Source organism: Xenorhabdus siamensis, assembly GCF_037996745.1.
Taxonomy (GTDB): Bacteria; Pseudomonadota; Gammaproteobacteria; order Enterobacterales; family Enterobacteriaceae; genus Xenorhabdus; species Xenorhabdus indica.
In genome coordinates this window covers 254,809-277,427 of record NZ_JBBMXE010000002.1, presented here as the reverse complement: position 1 = coordinate 277,427, position 22,619 = coordinate 254,809, and the positions used below count along the sequence as shown (strand labels likewise).

The window sequence follows — 22,619 nt, the reverse complement described above, 5'->3', positions numbered from 1 at the left end:
ATTTCTACCTATGCCAGAAATACCTATGATTCACATGGGTTCTATGAAGTTTGCCGCGAGTTCAAGAGATTAAATATCACTGCAACAATTCACTTTTCTATTGGATATTGAGTAGTCATCATCAAAATTATGTGCATAAAGTAACTTATTTATTATATCGAAAAAAGAATAAGGGGGCATAATTGGTATATGGAATTGAAATATAAATACATTGCCTTAAATTATCGAGTTCTATAGGGCTACAAACTCATCAGAGAACGGTTTGTTCAGGATGTTATCAATGCTCGTTTTTTAAATATCAAGTGCGCAATAATCCCACCAACCAATCCCCAAAATGCTGAGTTGATCCCCAGTAAATTTGCTCCTGATGCTGTGATTAGAAAACAAATAATAGCGGCATCCCTTGTAGATTCATTTTTGATTGCCAGATTCAGACTATTTGTAAAAGTGCCAAGAAGGGCTAATCCGGCCAAAATCTTTATGAATGGAGCTGGAAAAGCGTTAAATAAATAAAAGATGGTTCCGCCAAAAATGCCTGCCAGTATATAGAAAAAACCAGCACTCACAGCGGCAATATACCGTTTATCCCGATCTGGGTGAACATCATTTCCCATGCAAATGGCTGCTGTAATTGCGGCAATGCAAATGCTGAATCCCCCAAAAGGGGTCAGAATAATAGTTATTAATGATGTCCAAATAAGTAATTTGGATGTACGAGGTGGATATCCCGCCGCCTGTAGGGTAGCAATCCCCGGTGCATTTTGTGATGCCATCGTGACGATAAAAAATGGAATGCCTACACCAATAAGTGTGGTTGCGCTAAATTGTGGCATGACAAACTTAGGCAGGGAGAACATGATGCTTTCACCTGTCAAATTTAAGTTGCCGCTGAGGATACAGAGAATAACCCCTGCCGCAAGTGTTGAAATTATTGCATATAACGGAAAATAGCGGCGGAAAACTAAGTAAATAAGTAGCATGATGCTACAAAGCCAAAAGTTGGATTGTAGTATTGCAAAGGCATCCAAACCGAAGCGGAGTAATATTCCGGCAAGCATCGCGGCTGCGATGGAGTGCGGGATGTAGTTCATCAATTTGGCAAATAGCCCAGTGATACCGCATATCAATATTAATGTCGAAGCGAAGATGAAAATACCAATGGCTTCATTGACTGAGGTATTCGGAAAATGTGTCGCCAACAATGCAATTCCCGGTGTTGACCAAGCCGTTAAAATAGGAGTGCGATAATAAAGTGATAACGCAATTGTTGAGATTCCCATACCAATACCGAGCGTAACTAGCCAAGCACCAATTTGTGATGATTCGACACCAACCGCTGCCAATGCTTGGAGAATTATCGCAACTGAACTAGCATAACCAACTAATACCGCAACAAAACCTGTAACAAGCGTTGATGGTGAAAAATCTCTAAAAAATGATTGCTTAGGCATACGATATGACCTATCGGATGTTATAACGGACGATGGTGAGAATATCATCGTCTGTTTTAGCATTCAACCCATGTATTTATTTTGAGAAGGCACCAATGAGTGATATCACACCGAAAATTGCCGAAAAATTTAAGTCATTAAGAGCTTCTCGAGGGTTAAGCCTCAGTCAGGCTGCTAAACTGACGGGAGTTAGTAAGGCGATGCTTGGGCAAATTGAACGCGGTCAATCAAGTCCGACGATTTCTACACTGTGGAAAATTGCAACAGGTTTTAATGTCGCCTTTTCAACCTTTTTGGAGGGAACAGAGCCTCAGCTTCAGCCTGTATTACATCGATTTAATGAATTACCGATCTTTGAACAAAACAATTCAGGTATGCGAGTAACGCCACTGATCCCCTTTGATGATGAATTTTTCATCGATTTATTTAAAATAGAATTGTTACCGGGGGCTTCAAGTGAATCTTCTCCACATGAAGTTGGAGTGGTAGAGCATGTTATTGTGCTCAGTGGGGTGTTAGATCTGCGTATTAATGACACCTGGCATAAAATTTCAGCAGGTGAATCAATGCGTTTTCATGCCAGTTGTAACCATGCTTATGTTAATTCAGGTGATGAGATTGTTGTTATCCATAACCTCATTCATTACCCACATGACTCGTTACCTACATAATAACCTGAAAGAGTTGGCGTACAGATTGTTTATATAGATGTTAATATGGCGATTTAAATCGCCATATCTTAACGTTATCTAATTTATTTAGATTCAGGCAGTGTAGTGTTGACTACTTTTGGATGCTGTATTCACGTTTCATCATTGAAGAGAAATTATCATTAAAATATGATTTTTAATTATATTAATAATATACAGTCACATAATATGCATTTGATTTATTTGCACAATGAACATAAAACTTTTTATAATAATATTAATTTAGTATCAAAATAAGATAATTAAACTATTAATATATGAGTCTTGTAACTAAGAATGTAAATTAAACTTCATTTATTACAAAAGCTAAAGTGTAAAGATAAAATAAACAAAATTGAATTATTATTGCTTGATATAAGCAGGAAATATAATTTCCTTGACAATGACGAACTGTTAGCGATATTAATTTATAATATGGTAAAAAATCTGAAATATTCATCTGATATATCTATCCAATCAGATTTAAAATTGCAGTATATATATTCTTCTATGGCTTTCAAGATGCAACTTGAAAGACGACAGGTGTATAGCAAGTAGCAAGTAGCAAGAGAGAGGGCATATGAATAGCCGGATAATACATCAGTATTCCACCATACATGCTTTGATGTCTGGTGTTTTTGATGGAATGTTTACAATATCGGAAATCAGCCAAGGTGGCTCATTTGGTATTGGCTACTTACATGCACACGCAGGTGAAATGATTGCACTGGATGATATTTTTTTTGAAATTCAGGGAGAGGGTAATGTGCGCCGTTTCTATGCTCACGAGCAGTTGCCATTCGCACAGTTGACATATTTCAACCCTAATGAGCAGTTTCCTGTTTCGAATATCAACAAAAAATCTCTTTATGCCGAATTATCCACTCAGGTAAATATTGATAATATTTTTGCTGCGATAAAGATTGAAGGTAATTTTAAAAATATCCGGTTTCGTCGTATGAATTGCCAGGAAAAACCTTTTATTGAAGCAGTTACAGAACAATCCGAAGAAACATTGCATGATATCTGCGGTGTGATGGTTGGATTTTGGACACCAGACATCTTTCACGGTGTTTCTGTTGCAGCGTTTCACATTCATTTTATTGATGAAACCCGGACAAATGGCGGGCACGTTATTGATTTTGAATTACATAATGGTCTTTTAGGTTATGAGTTAAAACAAGATATAAAGATCCATTTGCCAGATAAATAGTGAATATCTTAATGCCGTCCTCAAAATCAATCATCTGCATGATGTTATTAGAAAAGCTAAAGGATGATAAGGGCCTGTAGAAAAACGATATTTTTTTATTCTCATTTAAGGCAGGGAAAGAGTAACTTCAATCCCTGCTCTGGATATCAGTGACTTGTTTTTAAGACACTTGAATATTCCACTGGAACCCAATTATATCCCTGTTTTTCTTTACGAATATGCCCGATCCCTGGGAAGGGTAGGTGGGCACCACCAATTAACCATTGTTGATGTGCCGCTTTTTCGAAAATAGATTCACGTGCTTCAATGGCTTTATTGTTATCTACATCGAATTCAATAGAAACTTCTGGATGTGCCAGTTGTACTGCATGAAAATGTACGATATCACCCAAAATCAACATGTGACTTTTGCCTGAATGTATCAGGTATGAAGTATGGCCGAGTGTATGACCAAAAGTGGATATTGCTTTGATGCCGGAAATAATCTCCTCTCCACTTTTAAAAGTATGAAATGCCTTTGCAGCAATATACGGTGCTACAGATTTTTGGACCATGTTAGCGAATGACTGATTTTTTTCTGAAGTTGAAGCAACAAGCTGAGGGTTCAACCTGAAATTATTTTCTTCCTCAGAAATATATACGGTCGCATTCGGGAATATGGCTTTACCCTCCGGTGAAGTAATGCCACAAGCATGGTCTGGGTGCATATGTGTCAGTAATATGGCTTTTACTTCTTCTGGTTGATAACCCGCAGAACGGATATTATTAATGATATTGCCCGCGGTGGGCCCAAAGCAGTGGCTACTGCCTGCATCAATTAATACCAAACCTTCTTTGGTATTAACAAGATAAGCATTTATCGCTGTCTGAATGCCCTCTTCATTTTCAATCTGGTACATTCGTGCGATCATTGCCTGAACATTTTTTTCATCAAGACCTTTTAGTAAAGAAGGGGAAAGATCGACGTGTCCATCATAAACAGCGGTAACCGTGAAATCACCAAGGAGATAATGATAATAACCAGGAACCTGATTTGCAGGTTGTTTAGCAAATTTTGTCGAAGCGGTGGACATTGTAGAAGTTGCCATAACGCCTGCGAGTGTCAATGTAATAGCAAGATATGATTTCTTAAAAATATTTTTCATTAAATACTCCAGAAATTAAGGAAATAAAATAACTATAATTTATCAGTGTTATTAAAATAAATTAATTAATGAAAAATAGGATGGATGCAGATTTAAATGTTGATAAATTAATAATTGGTTGAATGATATAAGATAAAAAAATAGATAACACGATATTATGGGTGTCAAAAAAACATCTGCTCCCCTTAAAAAGGATTAAATCAATTATAATAAGTCATTCTCACAAACAGTCCTGATTTATTTTTTTATCATCTCATAAAATGAGGTTGTCAGATTAATTTGAATTGATATTGAATGAAATAGTGGTTTATTCTTATTGCAATAAAATCCTTGGCCCTGCTCCTTTTTCTCCCAATATATCATTTGGGTTGCGTAGCGGGCACTCTGTCAGTGAAAGGCATCCACAACCGATACAACTATCCAGATTATCACGTAACTGGGTTAGCGTTGTGATACGTTGATTCTCCATATCCCGCCATTGTGAAGAGAGCATACGCCATTGTTCTGCCGTGAGTTTGCTGTTGGGTGGGAATTGACTTAATATTTTTTGTATTTCTTTCAAAGGAATACCTGTACTTTGTGCAACTTTGATAATCGCGATATAACGCAGAACAATGGCAGGAAATAGTTACCATCAGCCACCTTTCCGGTGCACGTATTGCCGTGAACATTGTCAGTGGCTGGTTTCGCGGCGAGTTTAAGGCCATTGGTGAACCCTGGCTCGATCATGAAGAGCGCTATTTACGCTCTGAGGAATTTATTCGCTGCCTGCGGGGGATATGGCAGGAAGAACAGTTCACTTTTGCCGGAGATTTTTATCGTTTTCGGAATTACAGCTTAAAACCGAAACCTCTTCATCCACAGCCGGAAATTTTTCAGGGAGGCAGTTCACGTGCCGCGCGGGACATGGCTGTACGGGTTTCTGACAGGTATTTCACTAACGGCAATAGCATAGAAGGTGTGCGTCAACAGATCGAAGATATTCAGGTTAAATCGCAGCAGGTGCTGCAAGAGATTATTGATCACACTGATGTGGAAGCAGTGAAAGGTTTTCAGCATGAGACACAGAATGCGGGCTTGGCTTCACCGGAAAAAGAAGGGAACTGGGCGAAATCCAGCTTTGATGATTTGGTGCAGTATAATGATGGTTTTAAACCGAGGCTGATTGGTACACCGCAACAACAAATAGCTGAACGGATTATCGACTATAAGAAAGTAGGCGTAGATCTATTGTTGCTGGGATTCCTCCATTGTCAGGAGGAGGTTGAGTTCTTTGGACGGGAGGTTATCCCTCGTGTTCGGCATTGATATTGCCAAACACAAAAGTGCGGATTTTGGATAACGATACGTATGGTTACTGTTTTTTCACGGGGATGTGGATTATATCGTGGTTCACATCCCCAAAATAAAGTCAAACCGTTAAGTCAACCTGTTGATTATCAATCAGACGTGTTTTTCCTAACCATGCCGCCATCAGGATCACAGCCTTTTTACTCTGTGATGTTAAAGGTTCCAGATTTTCTGCATCACGAATAAATATCTCATCTGGCATAAAACCTTCTTCTCGTAGATGAGTGGACATTATTTCAAGCAACTGTTCAATATCCCGTTCACCATTTCTCAACCTTTCAGCCGCACATTGCATGACTTGGTTTAGCAGAGGCGCCACTTTTTTCGCTTCTGGAGACAGGAGATTGTTGCGTGAACTGAGTGCCAGCCCATTTTTATCGCGGACAATAGGTACGGAAACCAGAGTAATATCATAAGCCATGTCAGCAATCATTTTGCGGATAACCTGCAACTGCTGAAAATCTTTTTCACCGAAGTAAACCAGATCAGGCTGGATCAGATTGAACAATTTGCTGACAACCGTGGTGACTCCACGGAAATGCCCTGGTCGGCTCGCACCTTCAAGCACATAAGAGAGTTCAGGGACTTCAACAAAAGTCTGTTTGCCGTTTAAGCCATTCGGATACATTTCGTTGGCATTAGGAGCAAAAACCATCTCAACATTGTGGCGACTCAGTTTTTCGCAATCTTCCTGTAGAGTTCGCGGGTAGTTGACTAAGTCATCTTCGCGATCAAATTGCATTGGATTGACAAAAATGCTCACAATGACTACGTCAGCCTGGGCTTTGGCAGTATCAACCAGAGCCATATGACCATCATGCAGATTGCCCATTGTAGGCACAAAGGCAATTCGTTTTCCGGCCTGACGCCAACGACGGATTTCACGGCGTAAAATGGGGATTGTTTCTATAATCAGCATTGCTCTACTCCTTTATAATTGGCCGTCATGCTGTGTATACCCGTCGTTTTTCTTGAAATCCATAGGGTATAGATTAATTGAATGAATGTGCTTGGTCGGGATAAGTGCCGTTTTCCACCTGTTCAATGTACAGGTTGATGGCATCCCTGATGTTGCCGGTCTCTTTGAGAAAATCTTTGGCAAATTTTGGTGGTTTCGCGGTAATGCCTAAAGCATCATGCATGACGAGGATCTGGCCATCAGTTTGATTGCCCGCACCAATGCCAATAACTGGGATTTCCAGCGCTTCAGTCACTTTCCGTGCCAGTTCTGCTGGCACACATTCCAGCACCAATAATTGCATCCCGGCTTTTTCTAAGGCAATAGCGTCGTTAATTAATTGTTGAGCTGTGGGCTCATCACGCCCCTGTACTTTATAGCCCCCTAATATGTTAACGGCTTGTGGTGTCAGTCCCAGATGCCCGCAAACGGGAACAGAACGGTCGGTTAGCATTTTTACTGTCTCACACAGCCAGCTTCCACCTTCAATTTTGACCATGTTAGCGCCTGAACGCATTAAAACAGCAGCATGATTGCAACCTTGCTCTGGAGTGGCATAACTCATGAAAGGCATATCGGCGATCAGAAAAGCATGGGGAGCACCAGCGCGGACGTTTCGGGTATGGTAGGCAATATCCTCCACTGTAACTGGCAGGGTAGAATCAAACCCTTGTACGGTCATGCCGAGTGAATCGCCAATAAGCATGACATTGATACCTTGGGCAGCAAACAGGTGAGCGAAGCTAGCATCGTAAGCCGTGATTGTCGCAAACTTACGTTTCTCTTTTTTTAACTGGCTCAGGTCAGCCAGAGATATTGGTTTCATTATTATCTCCTGAATAGTTATACCCGAATGAACCAGGCCCAAATTATCCAGAAATCGGCCACAACTGTATGAGATGTTGCGTTACTTTTCTTTCATAAAACTACTGTGCTACAACCAAAACGTCAGGCCATTTTCTGGAACATGTTTTAATCGTTCTGCTAATGTTTCTTTATCAGGAAACACGAGATCCGGTGCAATTTCTGCAAGCGGATAAAGCATAAATTCGCGTTGTTTTAAACCGTAGTGGGGAATAGTCAGGCGTTCAGTATTAATCACTTGGTCACCGAATAACATAATATCCAGATCAAGTGTTCTCGGCCCCCAACGCTCGTCTTTGCGGACACGCCCTTGAGCCAGCTCTATCGCTTGAGTGTGATCAAGCAAGGTTTCTGGTAGTAAGTGAGTATCCAATGCAACAGCCAGATTGAGATAGTCTGGCTGATCCTGTGGTCCCAACGGTTTAGTTCGATAAAATGAGGAACGTGCAATAAAAATCGTGTCAGGGATTGTTTTCAGGGCAGCAAGTGCATTATCAACTTGCTGCAAAGGATCAGCCTGATTACTGCCAATAGCGATGTAAATCCGGGTTATAGTATTAGACATGATTCCTGTTAATTCCTGTTATGGCGAGGGCGATTATGACCCCCCCGGTGATGGCGTGTTCTGCGACGAACAGGTTCACAGCCAAGTTCAGAGATCATGCCCCGCTGTTGTGAAGGGGTTGATTGTTGGAATTTTGTCCACCAGTGCACCAGTTCTTTCAGTTCATGACGTGGTTCAATGCTGGCGCGCAATTCCAGTAAATCAAAAGCAGCCCGGAATTTTGGGTGCTCCATCAATTTATTTGCTCGTTTCCCCTGACGGCTCGGTAGGCGAAGCTGCAATAGCCAAATATCACGCATAGTTGTGGTATGGCGTTTTGGAATGGCAATTGAACGGCACTGTTCATCAAGAATATCATTCATCGCCAGAGCAAAGGCATCGTAATACTGTAATCCACCTTCCTGCGTCAGTTTTTCCGCATGTTCAATCAGTGGATACCATAATATTGCCGCAAATAAGAAAGCAGGATTGACCCGCTTGTCATTCTGGAGACGATAATCGGTATTTTTTAATACCTGCTGCAACAGTTTTTCCATCGCTGAATCACCGCGTTGGGTGAATCCACGTTGGATTAGCGGGAATAATGGTTCAAATAGCTGGTATTCACGCAGTAGTTTATAAGTACTGTAACCGTGCCCTGTCTGTAGTAGTTTCAGAGATTCATCGAATAGACGGGCGGGAGGAATCTCTCTTAGCAGAAACGCAAGACGTGGGATAGGTTCGGCAGTGGTCTCATTGATAGTCATGTTTAGCTTGCTGGCGAAACGGATGGCACGCAGCATCCGTACAGGATCTTCGCGATAGCGGGTTTCCGGATCACCAATCAGGCGAATGATCCCTTCTTCCAGATCGGCCATTCCACCGACATAATCCCGTAGTGCGAAATCTTCAATACCGTAATAGAGGCTATTGATAGTGAAATCGCGGCGGATGGCGTCTTCTTCCACTGAACCAAAGATATTGTCACGCAGTAACATCCCACTTTGGGCTTTGTGTGACTGATTGCGGTCATTGCATTCAGTTTGTTCATGTGACCCACGGAATGTGGCAACTTCAATCACATCTGGCCCAAACATAATGTGGGCAAGGCGAAAACGGCGACCAACAAGGCGACAGTTACGGAATAACTTACGCACTTGCTCTGGTGTTGCGTTGGTGGCAATGTCAAAATCTTTCGGTTTTTTGTGCAGTAATAAGTCACGTACACCGCCGCCTACCAAATAAGCTTCAAAGCCAGATTTATTCAGGCGGTATAGAACCTTCAATGCATTTTCACTGATATCTTTGCGTGAAATAGGGTGCTGTTCCCGCGGGATCACGGTGATCAGGGGGGCAGAAGGCTTTACCTTTCCAGATGTTTTCTTCATTTTGATGTTTTCGGCATTTGATGAAGATATGCGATTCACTCTGCTGTGTTTAGGCAGAGTGCTGCTCTCTGTTTGAGCAGAATGGTCAGATACGGTGACTGGCCTTTCACTGGCTGCCTGTGTTTCGCGCTTTATCTTAGTTTCGCGGATCAGCAAATTACGGCAGAAAGTTGCTACTCGGTTAAAAATGGTACACCTCGATAGTGACGAATCAAATTAAAACAAAAAAACAGCCGCTAATCATAACTTACTGGACATTCTTTGAGAATGCTTGCAGTGCTAATAGCAACACTTTATTTAAATTGTCTATTGATTATGTTTTGGGGAAGAACATGATTTATATTCCAACCAAAGATAGCCTGTTTTAGTAATTGATCTGTGGTGAGATCTTGCCAGCCTGCAATGGTTGGTTGATTTAAAAATGATAACGCATCAATAAGCAATGGACGTGGATCATCAAGAGGGATCGGTTTTGCATGATTTTGCTTGGAAAGTTTATTGCCCTCTTGATTTAATACCAGGGGCAAATGCACATAATCTGGCGTTTTAAAATTCAGATACCGATATAAGGATATTTGGCGAACTGTAGGTTCGATCAAATCTGCTCCTCTGACAATTTCAGTGATGCCTTGATAGTTATCGTCAATAACAGCGACAAGATTATAGGCAAATAAACCATCTTTGCGATGAATAATGAAATCTTCTTCAGCCATTTTTGCAGATACGGTGATATTTCCCTGCAATTTGTCGTAAAAACCATAAACGGGATACTGTTGTTGCAGGCGAATGGCGGCATTACGGGCCGGCAGGTGCAAATGCTGGCAGAAACCATCATAAAATCCGCCCAAATTCTGAATGCGTTGACGGGTACAGGTACAATAATAACTATTTCCCTGTTGTAGTAGCTGCTCAAGTATCTCCCGGTAAGCGTCGTGGCGTTGGGATTGGTATAGTACTTCTTCGTCCCAGTGAAGGCCGTAGTGCTCTAATGCTTGTAATATCCTACTTGCTGAGCCAGGAACTTCTCGCGGAGGATCGATGTCATCGATTCTCATCAGCCATTTTCCTTGGTAAGCACGAGCCTGTAAGTAACTGCCCAGTGCTGTCACCAGAGAACCAAAATGGAGATCGCCAGAAGGGGATGGCGCAAAACGCCCAATATACAGCGGAGTATGTTTATACAATGGAAAGTGTTCGGATTCGGATTGAGTCATGTCAGGATCAGTTAAGGGAGTATACGGCGCCTTTCAGCGCCGTACTCAACCCATCAGTTAGCCAGCCATTTGCTTTTCGCGAATTTCAGCTAACGTTTTACAGTCAATACATAAATCAGCTGTGGGGCGAGCTTCTAAACGACGAATGCCGATTTCGACCCCACAGGATTCACAGTAGCCGAAGTCATCATCTTCGACTTTCTTCAGCGTTTTTTCGATCTTCTTGATCAATTTACGTTCACGATCCCGATTACGTAATTCAAGACTGAATTCTTCTTCTTGCGCCGCACGGTCAACCGGATCAGGGAAGTTCGCTGCCTCATCTTGCATATGAGATACAGTACGGTCTACTTCATCCCTGAGTTGATTGCGCCATGCTTCCAGAATCAGCTTGAAATGCGTTAACTGGGCATCGTTCATGTATTCTTCGCCTGGCTTTTCCTGGTAAGGTTCTACCCCAGCGATGGCGAGAATGCTCAAGGACGAGGTTTTACGTTTTTGCCCTTCTTGCATAATGCTTCTCCTTACACACGCACTATCAAACGACCCCCCAACAGTAGGGGGAAAAAATAGGCCGCTATAAATAGCAGATGACTGCGAGGTTGGCAATTATTCCTACCATTAGTTTTGCAATGGTGTGAAGACAGCCGTGTTTACTGGCTAAATAATGTTGCAAAACTTACCTCATTAGCATGATCTGTTTACAAATCATCCCATTGATACAAAAGGCAATTTGTGACTTAGAACCATCCTGTTTTCTGTCATGCTGGCCCCGTAACAAATTACTTCGACCCCTAAATTGCATGCTTGTTCCAAAAGAAAAGCATAATCGTGGTCAATATGTTTTGCTGCCATCACTTGATTGATACCAGAATGTAAAACAGCAAAGCACAGGACAGCTCGTTGTCCCTGTTGCGCTATCAATGATAGTTCACGTAAATGTTTTTGCCCACGAATTGTCACTGCATCAGGGAAATATCCTTTATTGTCTTGCAATAAGGTGACCGATTTTATTTCAATATAGCAATTAACTTTTTGTTTTGACTCTAACAATAAATCTATCCTGCTTTTCTCTTTTCCATAGCTCACTTCGCGGTTGATTTTTTCGTAGCCGGATAATTCTGAAATTAGATTTTTTTCAATAGACTGATAAACCAGATCATTAGCCCGCAGTGTATTCACGCAAATCCAATGCCCGTTTTGAGTTTGTGTCAACTCCCAGCTATTGGGATATTTACGCTTAGGATTGTCTGATGTGGAATACCACACAGTATCTCCGGGAGTTGCACAGCCTGTCATCGCGCCAGTATTGGCACAGTGTATAGTGAGCGTTTCACCTTCTGGAGTGAGGACATCAGCCAGAAAACGTTTGTAGCGACGAATGAATGTAGCAGGCTTCAATGGTGGCGAAAATTCCATAAACTTTCCTTTATAACTAACGGGTTCACTATCATTAAGCCATTTGCATGATGCAACTTGAACTAAAATTAAACATGAAGATGAAATTAAACGTGAACTGAAATTAAAATCGCCAATGCTACAATGACCGCCCTTGAAAGTTAATTGCTATGGTGAGCCTTTGTTATTACCTATTTATGACGTTGTAGACGCTGTCATAACTCAGTTGGAGACCTCGAAACAGGTTTTATTACATGCTCCGACAGGCGCAGGAAAATCAACCGGATTACCGCTGGCAATCCTGAATAATACCCGGTTTAGCGGACGTATTATTATGTTGGAACCCCGACGTATTGCAGCGCGTAGTGTTGCTGAACGTCTGGCAGAGCAATTGAATGAACCAGTAGGTATGACGGTAGGTTACCGAATGCGTTCGGAGACTAAAGTCAGTGCCTCCACACGCCTTGAAATAGTGACTGAGGGGATCTTGACCCGGATGCTGCAACAAGATCCTGAATTGAGTGATGTCTCTCTTGTCATTCTTGATGAATTTCACGAACGCAGCTTACAGGCCGATCTTGCGCTGGCTCTGTTGCTGGATGTGCAGAAAGGGCTGCGCGACGATTTACGTATTCTGGTTATGTCAGCCACGCTGGATAATCAGCGCCTTTCTTCTCTGTTACCTGAAGCACCTGTGATTGTATCAGAAGGCCGTAGTTATCCAGTGGTGAGAAGTTACCATCCACTTCCTGCTCATCTGCCTTTTGAACAAACAGTGGCTTCCACAGTATTACGCTTATTACAGCAAGAGACAGGCTCCTTACTGCTATTTTTACCTGGTGCGGGTGAAATTCAGCGTGTATTGGCTCAGTTGGAGGGCAAGGTTAATAACGAGACATTATTGTGCCCACTATACGGTGCTTTATCACTAGCAGAACAGCGCAAAGCAATAGCGCCTGCTCCGGCAGGAATGCGTAAGGTGGTACTGGCGACTAATATTGCAGAAACCAGTCTGACGATTGAGGGAATTCGTCTGGTGGTGGATAGTGGTCTGGAACGTACCAGCCGATTTGAACCAAAGAGCGGCTTAACCCGTTTGATTACCCAACGCATCAGTCAGGCATCAATGATTCAACGAGCTGGTCGGGCGGGCAGGTTGGAAGCTGGCGTATGTTGGCATTTATTTAGTCAAGAGCAGGCTGAGCGTGCTACAGAGCACAGTGAACCGGAAATTCTGCATTCAGATTTGAGTAACTTGCTGCTTTCTTTATTGCAGTGGGGATGTCGTGACAGTGGCCAATTACATTGGTTAGACAATCCACCACAAGCTGCCCTGGCTGTAGCCCAATCTCTGCTTACTCGATTGGGAGCATTGGATGATAAGCAACAATTAACTGCCCGTGGTTGGCGAATGACTGAATCCGGTTGTGAGCCTCGTTTGGCCGCTATTTTATGTCTGGCAAGAGAGTGGTGTTCGGATAAAGGATCATGTGCGGAGAAAGAATCGGCAGGAGATGCACTGGCAACAGCAGCGAAACTGGTTGCGATCCTTGAGGAGCCGCCACGATGGGGGCAACCGGATCTCGTCCATTGTCTCACCTCCAATCAGTCTCATTGGCAACAACGGGCAAAACAGCTATTCAAAAGTCTGGTCAGAAGCCTGGCAGATAATACTGTTGCGGAGCCTAACAGCATTAATCTGGAGTATGTGCCTGAGTTATTAGTGCAGGGGTTTCCTGACCGAATTGCGAAAAATCGTGACAACCTTGGGCGTTTTCAACTTGCTACTGGCTTGGGTGCGGTATTGGAGCGAGAAGAGTCGCTTTCAGGTGAAACATGGCTGGTAGTACCGGTATTGCAGCAAGGTAGCAAAACACCGGATGCGCGCATTCTGCTTGCCTGTCCGTTGAATATGGAACAAATAATCAGGCAATATCCTGCTTTGTTTACAGAACAGACAGCTATTGAATGGGATGATAATAAGGGAACGCTGCGTGCATGGAAACGGCTGAAATGTGGACGTTTGACGGTTAAGGCACAGCCTTTGGCAAAACCTTCTGCGACGGAATTGCAGGAAGCCCTATTAAATTGGGTCCGGCAGGAGGGACTGGCAGCTCTGACTTGGTCACAGGAAGCATCGCAGTTACGAATTCGTTTGCAACGGGCCGCAGAATGGCTGCCGGAAATTGAATGGCCTGCTGTTGATGATGATGCTTTATTGGATTCTCTTGAACAGTGGCTGCAACCTGCATTGGAAATGGAACATGTGCAAGATTTAAAGAGATTGCGACAAGTTGATCTGTCATCAGCTCTTGTGACTCTTCTTGATTGGCAGCAGCGGCAAATACTGGATAATGAATTGCCTACTAATTACACTGTGCCAACTGGAAGCCGGATCAGCGTCGAATATTTCTACGATAAGCCACCCGTATTGTCAGTCAGAATGCAGGAAATGTACGGCGAGCAGCAAAATCCGGTTTTGGCGAAAGGGCGAATTCCTGTCGTTGTCGAGTTGTTGTCTCCGGCTCATCGTCCATTACAAATCACTCAGGATCTCGCGGCATTTTGGCGGGGAGCTTATCGAGAGGTACAAAAAGAGATGAAAGGGCGTTATCCCAAACACTTATGGCCAGATGACCCTGCTAATGCAGCGCCGACGAGGCGCGTGAAAAAATATATGTAATTATTTTAATAAATTCAATATTTATACGTTTCATGAACAATTGGAGAATTCGGTATGTCTGATGATGATCGTCAGCCAATCGGACGTAAGGGTAAAAAATCGGGACATCGTCGTGGGCGTCAGGCGAATAAACGTCATCGGCGGGATAATTATGACTATGATGATTTTGAAGGCGAAAATGATAACGATAACGACGATGAGGATGAAGTCATGACGAAAAAAGGGAACAAATCCTCGCAGGTAAAAAGGCGGGGAAAATGGGTCTGGCTGCTGCTATTGAAAATCTTTATTGTGTTGACAGTACTCATTGTTGTGTATGGTTTTTATCTGGATAACAAAATTCGCCATCGCATTGATGGCAAAGTTTGGGATCTTCCTGCTGCGGTATATGGCCGTATGGTAAACCTTGAGCCGGGCATGAATTACAGTAAGGCTGAAATGGTTCGGTTATTGGAAGGTATGCAGTATCGGCAGGTGACTAAAATAACCCGTGCAGGTGAGTTTGTGGTCAGAGGCAATAGCATTGAAATGTTGCGTCGGCCTTTTGATTTTCCTGATGGTAAAGAGGGGCAAATTCAGGCTCGTTTAATTTTCAATGACAATCATTTGGTCAGTATTGAAAACATGGAAAACCAGCGTCAGTTTGGTTTCTTCCGCCTAGACCCAAAACTGATCACAATGATGCAGTCCGCGAATGGTGAGCAGCGCCTATTTGTTCCACGTTCCGGCTTTCCTGATTTACTGGTTCAGACATTATTAGAAACGGAAGATCGTTATTTCTACGAGCATGACGGCATCAGACCCCTTTCGATTTTTCGTGCAGCGCTGGAAAACTTGCTGGCAGGCCGTTCAGTTCAAGGGGGAAGTACCTTAACCCAGCAGTTAGTCAAAAACTTATTCCTGACTAACGAACGTACCTTAAGCCGTAAAGCTAATGAAGCCTTAATGGCATTATTGCTGGATGCACGCTACAGCAAGGATCGCATTCTTGAACTCTACCTGAATGAAGTTAACTTAGGGCAGAGTGGTGATGAGCAGATCCGAGGTTTCCCGTTAGCGAGTCTTTATTATTTCGGGCGTCCGATTGATGAACTGAGTCTGGATCAGCAAGCATTATTGGTCGGGATGGTTAAAGGGGCTTCGTGGTATAACCCGTGGCGTAATCCTAAGACCGCACTGAAACGCCGTAATGTTGTATTGAAGATCCTCCAGAACCGAAAAGTGATTGATCAGGAGCTATATGACCTGCTAAGCGCTCGTCCACTCGGTGTAAAACCCAAAAGTGATGTAATAACACCACAGCCTGCATTTATGCAGATGGTGCGTCAGGAATTACAGCAAAAGCTGGGTGATAAAGTTAATGATTTATCCGGTGTAAAAATCTTTACTACGTTAGATCCGGTTGCACAGGATGCAGCGGAGAAAGCAATAGAACAAGGTATTGCTGATCTGCGCAAGTCGCGTAACGTGCCTAATTTAGAAGGGGCAATAGTCGTTGTTGATCGTTTTAGTGGCGAAGTCCGGGCGATGGTTGGTGGCTCGCAGCCACAATATGCGGGTTTTAACCGTGCTATGGATGCTCGTCGCTTAATCGGTTCGCTTGCCAAGCCTGCAACTTATCTGACTGCATTGAGTGAACCCGATAAATATCGTCTGAACACTTGGCTGGCGGATGAACCTATCTCAATACCTCAGGCTGGTGGTAAACCATGGGAGCCGAGAAATTTCAGCCGTACTTTTAGTGGCCGAGCCATGTTGATAGATGCGTTGGCACATTCAATCAACATCCCGACAGTCAATTTGGGTCTGGATGTGGGGTTAGATCATGTTGCTAATACTTTAGTGTTATTAGGCATTCCGGCTAAAGAAATCCAGAAAGTCCCTGCAATGTTACTGGGAGCTATCAACCTGACGCCGATGGAAATGGCTCAGGAGTTTCAGACCATTGCCAGTGGAGGAAATCGGGCTAAACTCTCCGCACTGCGCTCTATCATTGCTGAGGATGGCACTGTGATTTACCAAAGTTACCCACAGGCGGAAAGAGCTGTACCTGCCCAAGCCGCTTATTTGACGTTATATGGTATGCAGCAAGTTGTTGCGCGGGGAACGGGTCGTTCACTGACCGGAAAATATGGCAAATATAATCTGGCGGGGAAAACGGGAACGACCAATGATCTGCGTGATACATGGTTTGCTGGAATTGATGGTAAAGAAGTCGCGATTGTCTGGGCTGGGCTAGATAACAACAAGCCGACCAAGCTGACGGGAGCAACGGGAGCACTGAAGATTTACGAACGTTATCTGGCAAATGAAACACCATTGGCGCTGAATAACCGTCCACCGGAAGGGATTGTTGATATGTCAGTTAATGAAGATGGTTCCTTTAACTGTGCTGGAAATGGTATCAGAATGTTACCGGTCTGGACAGATGACCCACAAGCGTTATGTCAGCAATCCGTGCAGCCGCCAATTGAGGAAGGTAAAGAAGAGGCTCCGGGCTGGTTGCGTGAGATGTTTGGGCAATAACCTGTAAATAAGCAGTTTTAAAATGCAATTCCCCACGCTTGAGCCGTGGGGAATCGGAAAAATGAGAATGGTGATGTTATTCAGTCGAAAAATAGAATTAAGGTTGATAATTGGGCGAGGTGATACTTAGTGAAAGCCAGACTATGAATGTTATTATCTTATCCCTGCTATTTATATCTTATCCCTGCTATTTATTTCCGCTGTGTTATTACATGGTATCAGTGGTATTGGTTTTCCTATTGCCAGTACAACCGCATTAAGTTTATTTATGCCTTTGAAAGAAGCGGTAGTTTTAGCATTATGGCCAACATTGTTGGTTAATGTGTTAAGTGTGATTTCAGGTGGAAAAATTGGCCCGATATTACATAAATACAGTTTACTGGCGCTCTTTTCATTATTAGGTAGTTTTATTGGGGCGAAACTTTTATTTCTGATTAATCCTGCCTATCTTCAATTACTGCTGAGTGGAGTCATTGCGTTTTACATTGTTAATAGTGTACGCAGCGATAATTTTCGTTTACCTGCAAGTCCGATTATTTTGGCGCTATTTGGCTTGGTGGCGGGTGTCATTGGCGGAGCGACAAATGCTATGTCACCCATATTAATAATGTGCCTGTTGGCGATGAGCAATGATCGTCATGAAATTGCACGGGCAGAGAATCTCTGTTTTTTGCTCGGAAAAATCAGCCAATTGGTGGTATTGCGTAATGAGGCATTCGAATTATTTTCTTCGGATTATTTGTGGCCTGTGCTGTTACTCACGGGGTTATCTGTCCTTTTTCTCTTTATTTTTCCGCTGGTTGATGCTCATTCTGTTAGGTGTATTGGCGGTAATGTCTGCAATTCAGGCGGTACGGGTTTTGGTGTAAGCAGTAATCCATAACACCACAATATTATTGTAGTGTTAATTATTGTAGTGTTATGGAGGAAACCGATTACTTCAATTTAGCAAAACAACGAGTTAGCAAAACAACGAGCTGCCGCATTAACGGTACGCTGGATATCTTCATCTGAGTGAGCGATGGACATAAATCCCGCTTCAAATGCGGATGGAGCCAGATAGACGCCTTCATTCAGCATGAAATGGAAGAATTTCTTAAAGCGTTCAACATCACATTTCATCACATCCTGATAGCAGGTAACGCTTTCTGCGTCGGTAAAGAAAATACCAAACATACCGCTAACGTGATTAATCACCAGAGGAATACCCGCTTCTGATGCCGCGTTCTTCAGACCAGACGCTAATTTGTCAGTCAGTTCACTCAGACGCTGATGAACACCAACCTGGGCAACTTCTTTCAGGCAGGCCAGACCGGCAGCCATCGCGATAGGGTTACCGGAAAGCGTTCCGGCTTGATAAACCGGGCCGGTTGGTGCCAGTTTTTCCATGATTTCCTGACGGCCACCAAAGGCACCTACAGGCATACCGCCACCGATGATTTTTCCAAGAGAGGTGAGATCTGGTTCAACACTGTAATATTCTTGCGCTCCACCTAAAGCAACACGGAACCCCGTCATAACTTCATCAATAATTAGTAAAGCACCGAATTCATCACACAGTTTACGCAGTCCCGGTAAAAATTCCGGCTGTGGAGGAATACAGTTCATATTTCCGGCGACAGGTTCGACGATAATACAGGCAATTTCTTCCGGGTATTTTTCGAAGGCAGCACGTACTGAATCCAGATCATTGTAGATACAGGTCAGAGTATGTTTGGCAAAGTCGGCAGGAACTCCCGGTGAATTTGGTTGCCCGATGGTCAGAGCGCCAGAGCCTGCTTTTACCAGCAAACAGTCTGCGTGACCGTGATAGCAACCTTCGAATTTGATGATTTTATCGCGTTGAGTATATCCTCGTGCCAGGCGAATGGCGCTCATGGTCGCTTCTGTACCTGAATTCACCATGCGAACCATATCCATAGAGGGAACGAGTTCTGTTACTAGTTTGGCCATTTCTACTTCGGCAGCCGTTGGAGCACCAAAGCTTAGGCCATGTTCAGCGGCTTCAATGACAGCATTACGAATGGCAGGGTGGTTATGTCCGAGAACCATTGGCCCCCACGAACCAACATAATCGATATAGGCGTTACCATCGACATCATAAAGATAGGCACCATCGGCACGTTGGATAAAAACAGGTGTACCGCCAACGCCGTTAAAAGCACGTACCGGGGAGTTAACACCACCGGGGATGACATGTTTTGCCTGAGAGTAAAGTGTTTCGGACTGGCTCATTAATAAATGCTCCTGAAAGACGATGGGTATATGAAGCCGCCATTTTAAATGACCCTAATAGGTAAGCCAAATCATAAGACTCCATCATAAGAATGAGTGGGGGGATATCGTGTATACCCTGCATCTTGAAATCCATAGGGTATACATGGCAAAAACTTGAACGAATCAGTCAGGTATTAGATAATCACCGTTAACTGATCAGAAGGTTTATACCCTTTCTCTTGGGCATCCAACAACTTTCCGAGAACTTTACCGGAAAACCGGACTGGAGTAAAAATATGAGCGATGATGCTGCACTACCTTTGCAGTTTACTGATGCCGCAGCCAACAAAGTTAAGGTATTGGTTGCAGATGAAGATAACCCGAACCTGCGTTTGCGGGTCTATATTACAGGTGGTGGTTGTAGCGGTTTCCAGTATGGTTTCACTTTCGATGACCAAATCAACGAAGGTGATCTAACAATTCAGAAACAAGGTGTTGAGCTGGTAGTTGATCCGATGAGCCTGCAATATCTGGTAGGTGGTAGCGTCGATTATACCGAAGGATTGGAAGGTTCTCGCTTTATTGTCACTAACCCGAATGCAAAAACCACTTGCGGTTGTGGTTCTTCTTTTAGCATCTGATTCCACTATTTATTCATCTTATTCATCAAATCCAATTATTCATCAAATCCAAAACATGAGGGCAATGAAAACATTGCCCTCATGTTTATTGTCATTAGCCTTGTCTCATTGTTTATCGCTTATCTCCGTTCAACATCGTTTAACTGTTGACATAATTGTTCTGTCGCCAAAATAATCCTCGGCCCGGCACGGCTGAACCAATCATCGTTAAGAATAATAATTCTGGCGTTTAATTGTGGCTGCCAAAATTCTGCGACTTTCTGCTTTTGTTCTTCGGTTCCACCCATCACAATGACTTCTGGTTGACGGACAAGAACTTGCTCACGATTAACCTGAGGCCATGGAACTGGGCTATCGGCAAATATATTTTTTCCTCCGCATACGGAAACAATTTCACTTTGAATAGAATGGCGGGATGAGGTAAAAATCGGATTTATGCCAAATTGTATAAATACGGGTTTGGTATTTGAATTGGCATAAGTCTGCTTTAGTTGGTTGAATTTTTGCCGGATATCCGCAGCAGATTTTTTGGCTATATCAGGCTGTGGGCTGTAGGCCGCCAGACGCTCCAAATCTATTGCAATATCTTCTACTTTTTTCACATCAGAATAAAAAATCGGAATGCCTAATGCCGCGAGTTGTTCCAGTGGTCTTTGGGGATTACCCCCTCGCCATGCCAAAATTAAATCAGGTTTCAGGGCAATGATCCTTTCAACATTGATGCCTTGCCAGTCTGCGACTCGTTCCAGTTTTTTCGCTGCTTCAGGATAATCGGAGTAAGCACTGGCTGCGACAAGCTGGTCGCCCATTCCCGCCGCATAGGCAAGCTCAGTTGTGGAAGGAGCAAGGCTGATAACACGGGATGCAGCCGCATAAAGTGGGGTACTGAAAATGTATAAAAAGCTGTATAGAAGAAATGAAAATGCTATCGAGGTAAAGTGATGAGAGGCATTTTTCCAAAGTGATTTCATTATTTATGCTCCATGTGAGTATTACAGTTCTAATTGTTCTGTAAACAGATGTTCTCATCGGTGGCAATAGTGATATTGCTGTAATCAGTGTTACAAATAAAAAAAGAAGGTGACTATAGATTTCGAGGTGCAACTACTGAATCTTGAGATTCATAGGGTATAGGGGATTTCATCAGGCATAAATACTATTTTTAATAAGTAATCTAACTATCTAACACAGAAGCTATTTTTAAGTTAATTAGGTATTAAATTAAAAAATATTTTTCAAAGGTAGAGGTTTTGGTTAAACAAATAGGAATACATGTAACGGTTCAAACATAGTCTGGTAGTTTCCTATTTTGTTTGGTAACTACCAGATAACGAATTTTAGGGGGTTGTAGAAATCGTAAACAGGGTAATTGTATTGATATAGCCCCGTTTTCTGGTTTTAAAAAAATAATCCCCGTGACTCAGAAGATTACTTTAGTAGGTATTTTTATTAACTTAAATCTCTGACTAACGCTATATGGTCTATATAAATTGTTTCTTCATGTATATGTTTTGTTACCTTCACTATTTTATTATGTACTAATGCTAATTCTAAAATTTTTAATAATTTATCACCAGGGCTTGACTCTATTCCATAGGTTAGTAGAGCATTATCAAGTAATATATTTTTAGATCCAACTATATCATTTATACCATAGGCTAATTGAGCATCATAAATGGCTTTTCTTGTATCTAAATCCTCTATAGTAACATATATATTATCTATATTAGGTGCTGCAACATCTATATAAATAATATTTCCACCTACTGTAAATGGTCCATAATATGGTTCATCAGGGTCATTATAATCCATTGTGTTTTTATTCATATTGAACCTCTATCAATATCATATGTATTAGAGAAATAAACCGGGTCTTATCATGAAAAAATAATAGCAACACTAATATATATAAACTTCATTCAAATAGCATGAACTCATCACATTAATATTTATTACATAAGTAATACATCTATACCTCAGTATTTCAGATGTTGACCGCCTGGCAAGCGCGATAAGCATATTCAAGCTGAAAAATGTGATGGCAGGAAAGACAACGATAGCGCTGACGTTTACCTTGACTTGTACCATGTTTTCTCATCGACTCAGTTTGTTGATAAGATAGACACTTCATTTCTATCATAGCCATATTATTTCTTGCAAAAAGTTGGGGAGTATGGTGTTTAATATTTACCAACTATTGTAGAATTCCTCATAATTAACATTCGTAATAAAGTGTTTTTTTGTGAAGTATGTTTTTTTATTTTTCTTTGATTAGTCTATCAAAATATAATTAATGTATTATTTAATATGTTTTTAAAAAAGTTGAAACTAATTTTTA

The 22,619-nt window shown here is 42.3% G+C and carries 19 protein-coding genes and 2 pseudogenes; 7 read left to right on the top strand and 14 right to left on the bottom strand.

What is annotated here, in order from left to right:
* Positions 1-266 precede the first annotated feature (266 nt).
* Positions 267-1,451: a benzoate/H(+) symporter BenE family transporter gene (locus AAC852_RS02180; protein ID WP_340619601.1), complete on the bottom strand. Its 1,185-nt coding sequence runs from the start codon at positions 1,449-1,451 to the stop codon at positions 267-269.
* Between the two features lie 95 nt (positions 1,452-1,546).
* Between AAC852_RS02180 and AAC852_RS02175 the strand changes: the two genes are divergently transcribed.
* Positions 1,547-2,122 carry a helix-turn-helix domain-containing protein gene (locus tag AAC852_RS02175; protein ID WP_340619600.1) on the top strand — a complete coding sequence of 192 codons (576 nt, stop codon included), beginning with the start codon at positions 1,547-1,549 and terminating at the stop codon, positions 2,120-2,122.
* A 598-nt stretch (positions 2,123-2,720) separates the two neighbouring features.
* Positions 2,721-3,353 (top strand): acetolactate decarboxylase, encoded by a 633-nt coding sequence (gene budA / locus AAC852_RS02170; protein ID WP_340619599.1) that lies wholly within the window; start codon positions 2,721-2,723, stop codon positions 3,351-3,353.
* A gap of 146 nt (positions 3,354-3,499) precedes the next feature.
* Here budA and AAC852_RS02165 read toward each other — a convergent pair whose 3' ends face one another.
* Together AAC852_RS02165 and soxR are read right to left on the bottom strand one after the other, a co-directional pair.
* Positions 3,500-4,498 (bottom strand): MBL fold metallo-hydrolase, encoded by a 999-nt coding sequence (locus tag AAC852_RS02165; protein WP_340619598.1) that lies wholly within the window; start codon positions 4,496-4,498, stop codon positions 3,500-3,502.
* A gap of 313 nt (positions 4,499-4,811) precedes the next feature.
* Positions 4,812-5,123: pseudogene (gene soxR / locus AAC852_RS02160) on the bottom strand (redox-sensitive transcriptional activator SoxR); the annotation flags it as partial.
* Between soxR and AAC852_RS02155 the strand changes: the two are divergent.
* Positions 5,117-5,806, top strand: a pseudogene (locus AAC852_RS02155) (LLM class flavin-dependent oxidoreductase); the annotation flags it as partial. The pseudogenes soxR and AAC852_RS02155 overlap by 7 nt on opposite strands.
* Before the next feature lie 103 nt (positions 5,807-5,909).
* On the opposite strand, the gene panC reads toward AAC852_RS02155, so the two are convergent.
* From panC to sfsA, 7 genes are all read right to left on the bottom strand, one after another.
* Entirely contained in the window at positions 5,910-6,767 is an 858-nt protein-coding gene (panC, locus tag AAC852_RS02150) for a pantoate--beta-alanine ligase (protein ID WP_340619597.1), read from the bottom strand.
* A 73-nt stretch (positions 6,768-6,840) separates the two neighbouring features.
* The gene (panB, locus tag AAC852_RS02145) at positions 6,841-7,632 is read right to left on the bottom strand and encodes a 3-methyl-2-oxobutanoate hydroxymethyltransferase (protein ID WP_340619596.1); all 792 of its coding nucleotides are present in this window, start codon (positions 7,630-7,632) and stop codon (positions 6,841-6,843) included.
* A 108-nt stretch (positions 7,633-7,740) separates the two neighbouring features.
* Entirely contained in the window at positions 7,741-8,223 is a 483-nt protein-coding gene (gene folK, locus AAC852_RS02140) for a 2-amino-4-hydroxy-6-hydroxymethyldihydropteridine diphosphokinase (protein WP_340619663.1), read from the bottom strand.
* A gap of 20 nt (positions 8,224-8,243) precedes the next feature.
* A complete protein-coding gene (pcnB, locus tag AAC852_RS02135) occupies positions 8,244-9,602 on the bottom strand; it encodes a polynucleotide adenylyltransferase PcnB (RefSeq protein ID WP_340619595.1) in 1,359 nt (452 codons plus the stop codon).
* Positions 9,603-9,895: 293 nt separating this feature from the next.
* Entirely contained in the window at positions 9,896-10,816 is a 921-nt protein-coding gene (gene gluQRS / locus AAC852_RS02130) for a tRNA glutamyl-Q(34) synthetase GluQRS (RefSeq protein ID WP_340619594.1), read from the bottom strand.
* Positions 10,817-10,873: 57 nt separating this feature from the next.
* A complete protein-coding gene (gene dksA / locus AAC852_RS02125) occupies positions 10,874-11,329 on the bottom strand; it encodes an RNA polymerase-binding protein DksA (RefSeq protein ID WP_038269417.1) in 456 nt (151 codons plus the stop codon).
* A 195-nt stretch (positions 11,330-11,524) separates the two neighbouring features.
* Positions 11,525-12,235, bottom strand: coding sequence for a DNA/RNA nuclease SfsA (sfsA, locus tag AAC852_RS02120; protein ID WP_340619593.1), 711 nt, complete (start codon positions 12,233-12,235; stop codon positions 11,525-11,527).
* 160 nt (positions 12,236-12,395) lie between these two features.
* Between sfsA and hrpB the strand changes: the two genes are divergently transcribed.
* From hrpB to AAC852_RS02105, 3 genes are all read left to right on the top strand, one after another.
* Positions 12,396-14,897: an ATP-dependent helicase HrpB gene (hrpB, locus tag AAC852_RS02115; RefSeq protein WP_340619592.1), complete on the top strand. Its 2,502-nt coding sequence runs from the start codon at positions 12,396-12,398 to the stop codon at positions 14,895-14,897.
* A gap of 54 nt (positions 14,898-14,951) precedes the next feature.
* Complete coding sequence (gene mrcB, locus AAC852_RS02110) at positions 14,952-17,423, top strand: bifunctional glycosyl transferase/transpeptidase (protein ID WP_340619591.1); 2,472 nt, start codon at positions 14,952-14,954, stop codon at positions 17,421-17,423.
* Between the two features lie 160 nt (positions 17,424-17,583).
* Positions 17,584-18,306, top strand: a complete 723-nt coding sequence (locus AAC852_RS02105; protein WP_340619662.1) for a TSUP family transporter — start codon at positions 17,584-17,586, stop codon at positions 18,304-18,306.
* 62 nt (positions 18,307-18,368) lie between these two features.
* Here the strand turns inward: AAC852_RS02105 and hemL are convergent, their stop codons facing one another.
* The gene (gene hemL / locus AAC852_RS02100) at positions 18,369-19,658 is read right to left on the bottom strand and encodes a glutamate-1-semialdehyde 2,1-aminomutase (RefSeq protein WP_340619590.1); all 1,290 of its coding nucleotides are present in this window, start codon (positions 19,656-19,658) and stop codon (positions 18,369-18,371) included.
* Between the two features lie 278 nt (positions 19,659-19,936).
* On the opposite strand from hemL, the gene erpA reads away from it, so the two are divergent.
* Complete coding sequence (erpA, locus tag AAC852_RS02095) at positions 19,937-20,281, top strand: iron-sulfur cluster insertion protein ErpA (protein WP_047681311.1); 345 nt, start codon at positions 19,937-19,939, stop codon at positions 20,279-20,281.
* A 119-nt stretch (positions 20,282-20,400) separates the two neighbouring features.
* Here erpA and btuF read toward each other — a convergent pair whose 3' ends face one another.
* The 3 genes from btuF to AAC852_RS02080 all read right to left on the bottom strand — a co-directional run bounded on the left by btuF (position 20,401) and on the right by AAC852_RS02080 (position 22,427).
* Complete coding sequence (gene btuF / locus AAC852_RS02090) at positions 20,401-21,252, bottom strand: vitamin B12 ABC transporter substrate-binding protein BtuF (RefSeq protein WP_340619589.1); 852 nt, start codon at positions 21,250-21,252, stop codon at positions 20,401-20,403.
* A 478-nt stretch (positions 21,253-21,730) separates the two neighbouring features.
* Positions 21,731-22,108, bottom strand: a complete 378-nt coding sequence (locus tag AAC852_RS02085; RefSeq protein ID WP_340619588.1) for a hypothetical protein — start codon at positions 22,106-22,108, stop codon at positions 21,731-21,733.
* Between the two features lie 157 nt (positions 22,109-22,265).
* Entirely contained in the window at positions 22,266-22,427 is a 162-nt protein-coding gene (locus tag AAC852_RS02080) for an IS1/IS1595 family N-terminal zinc-binding domain-containing protein (protein WP_340619587.1), read from the bottom strand.
* Positions 22,428-22,619 lie beyond the last annotated feature (192 nt).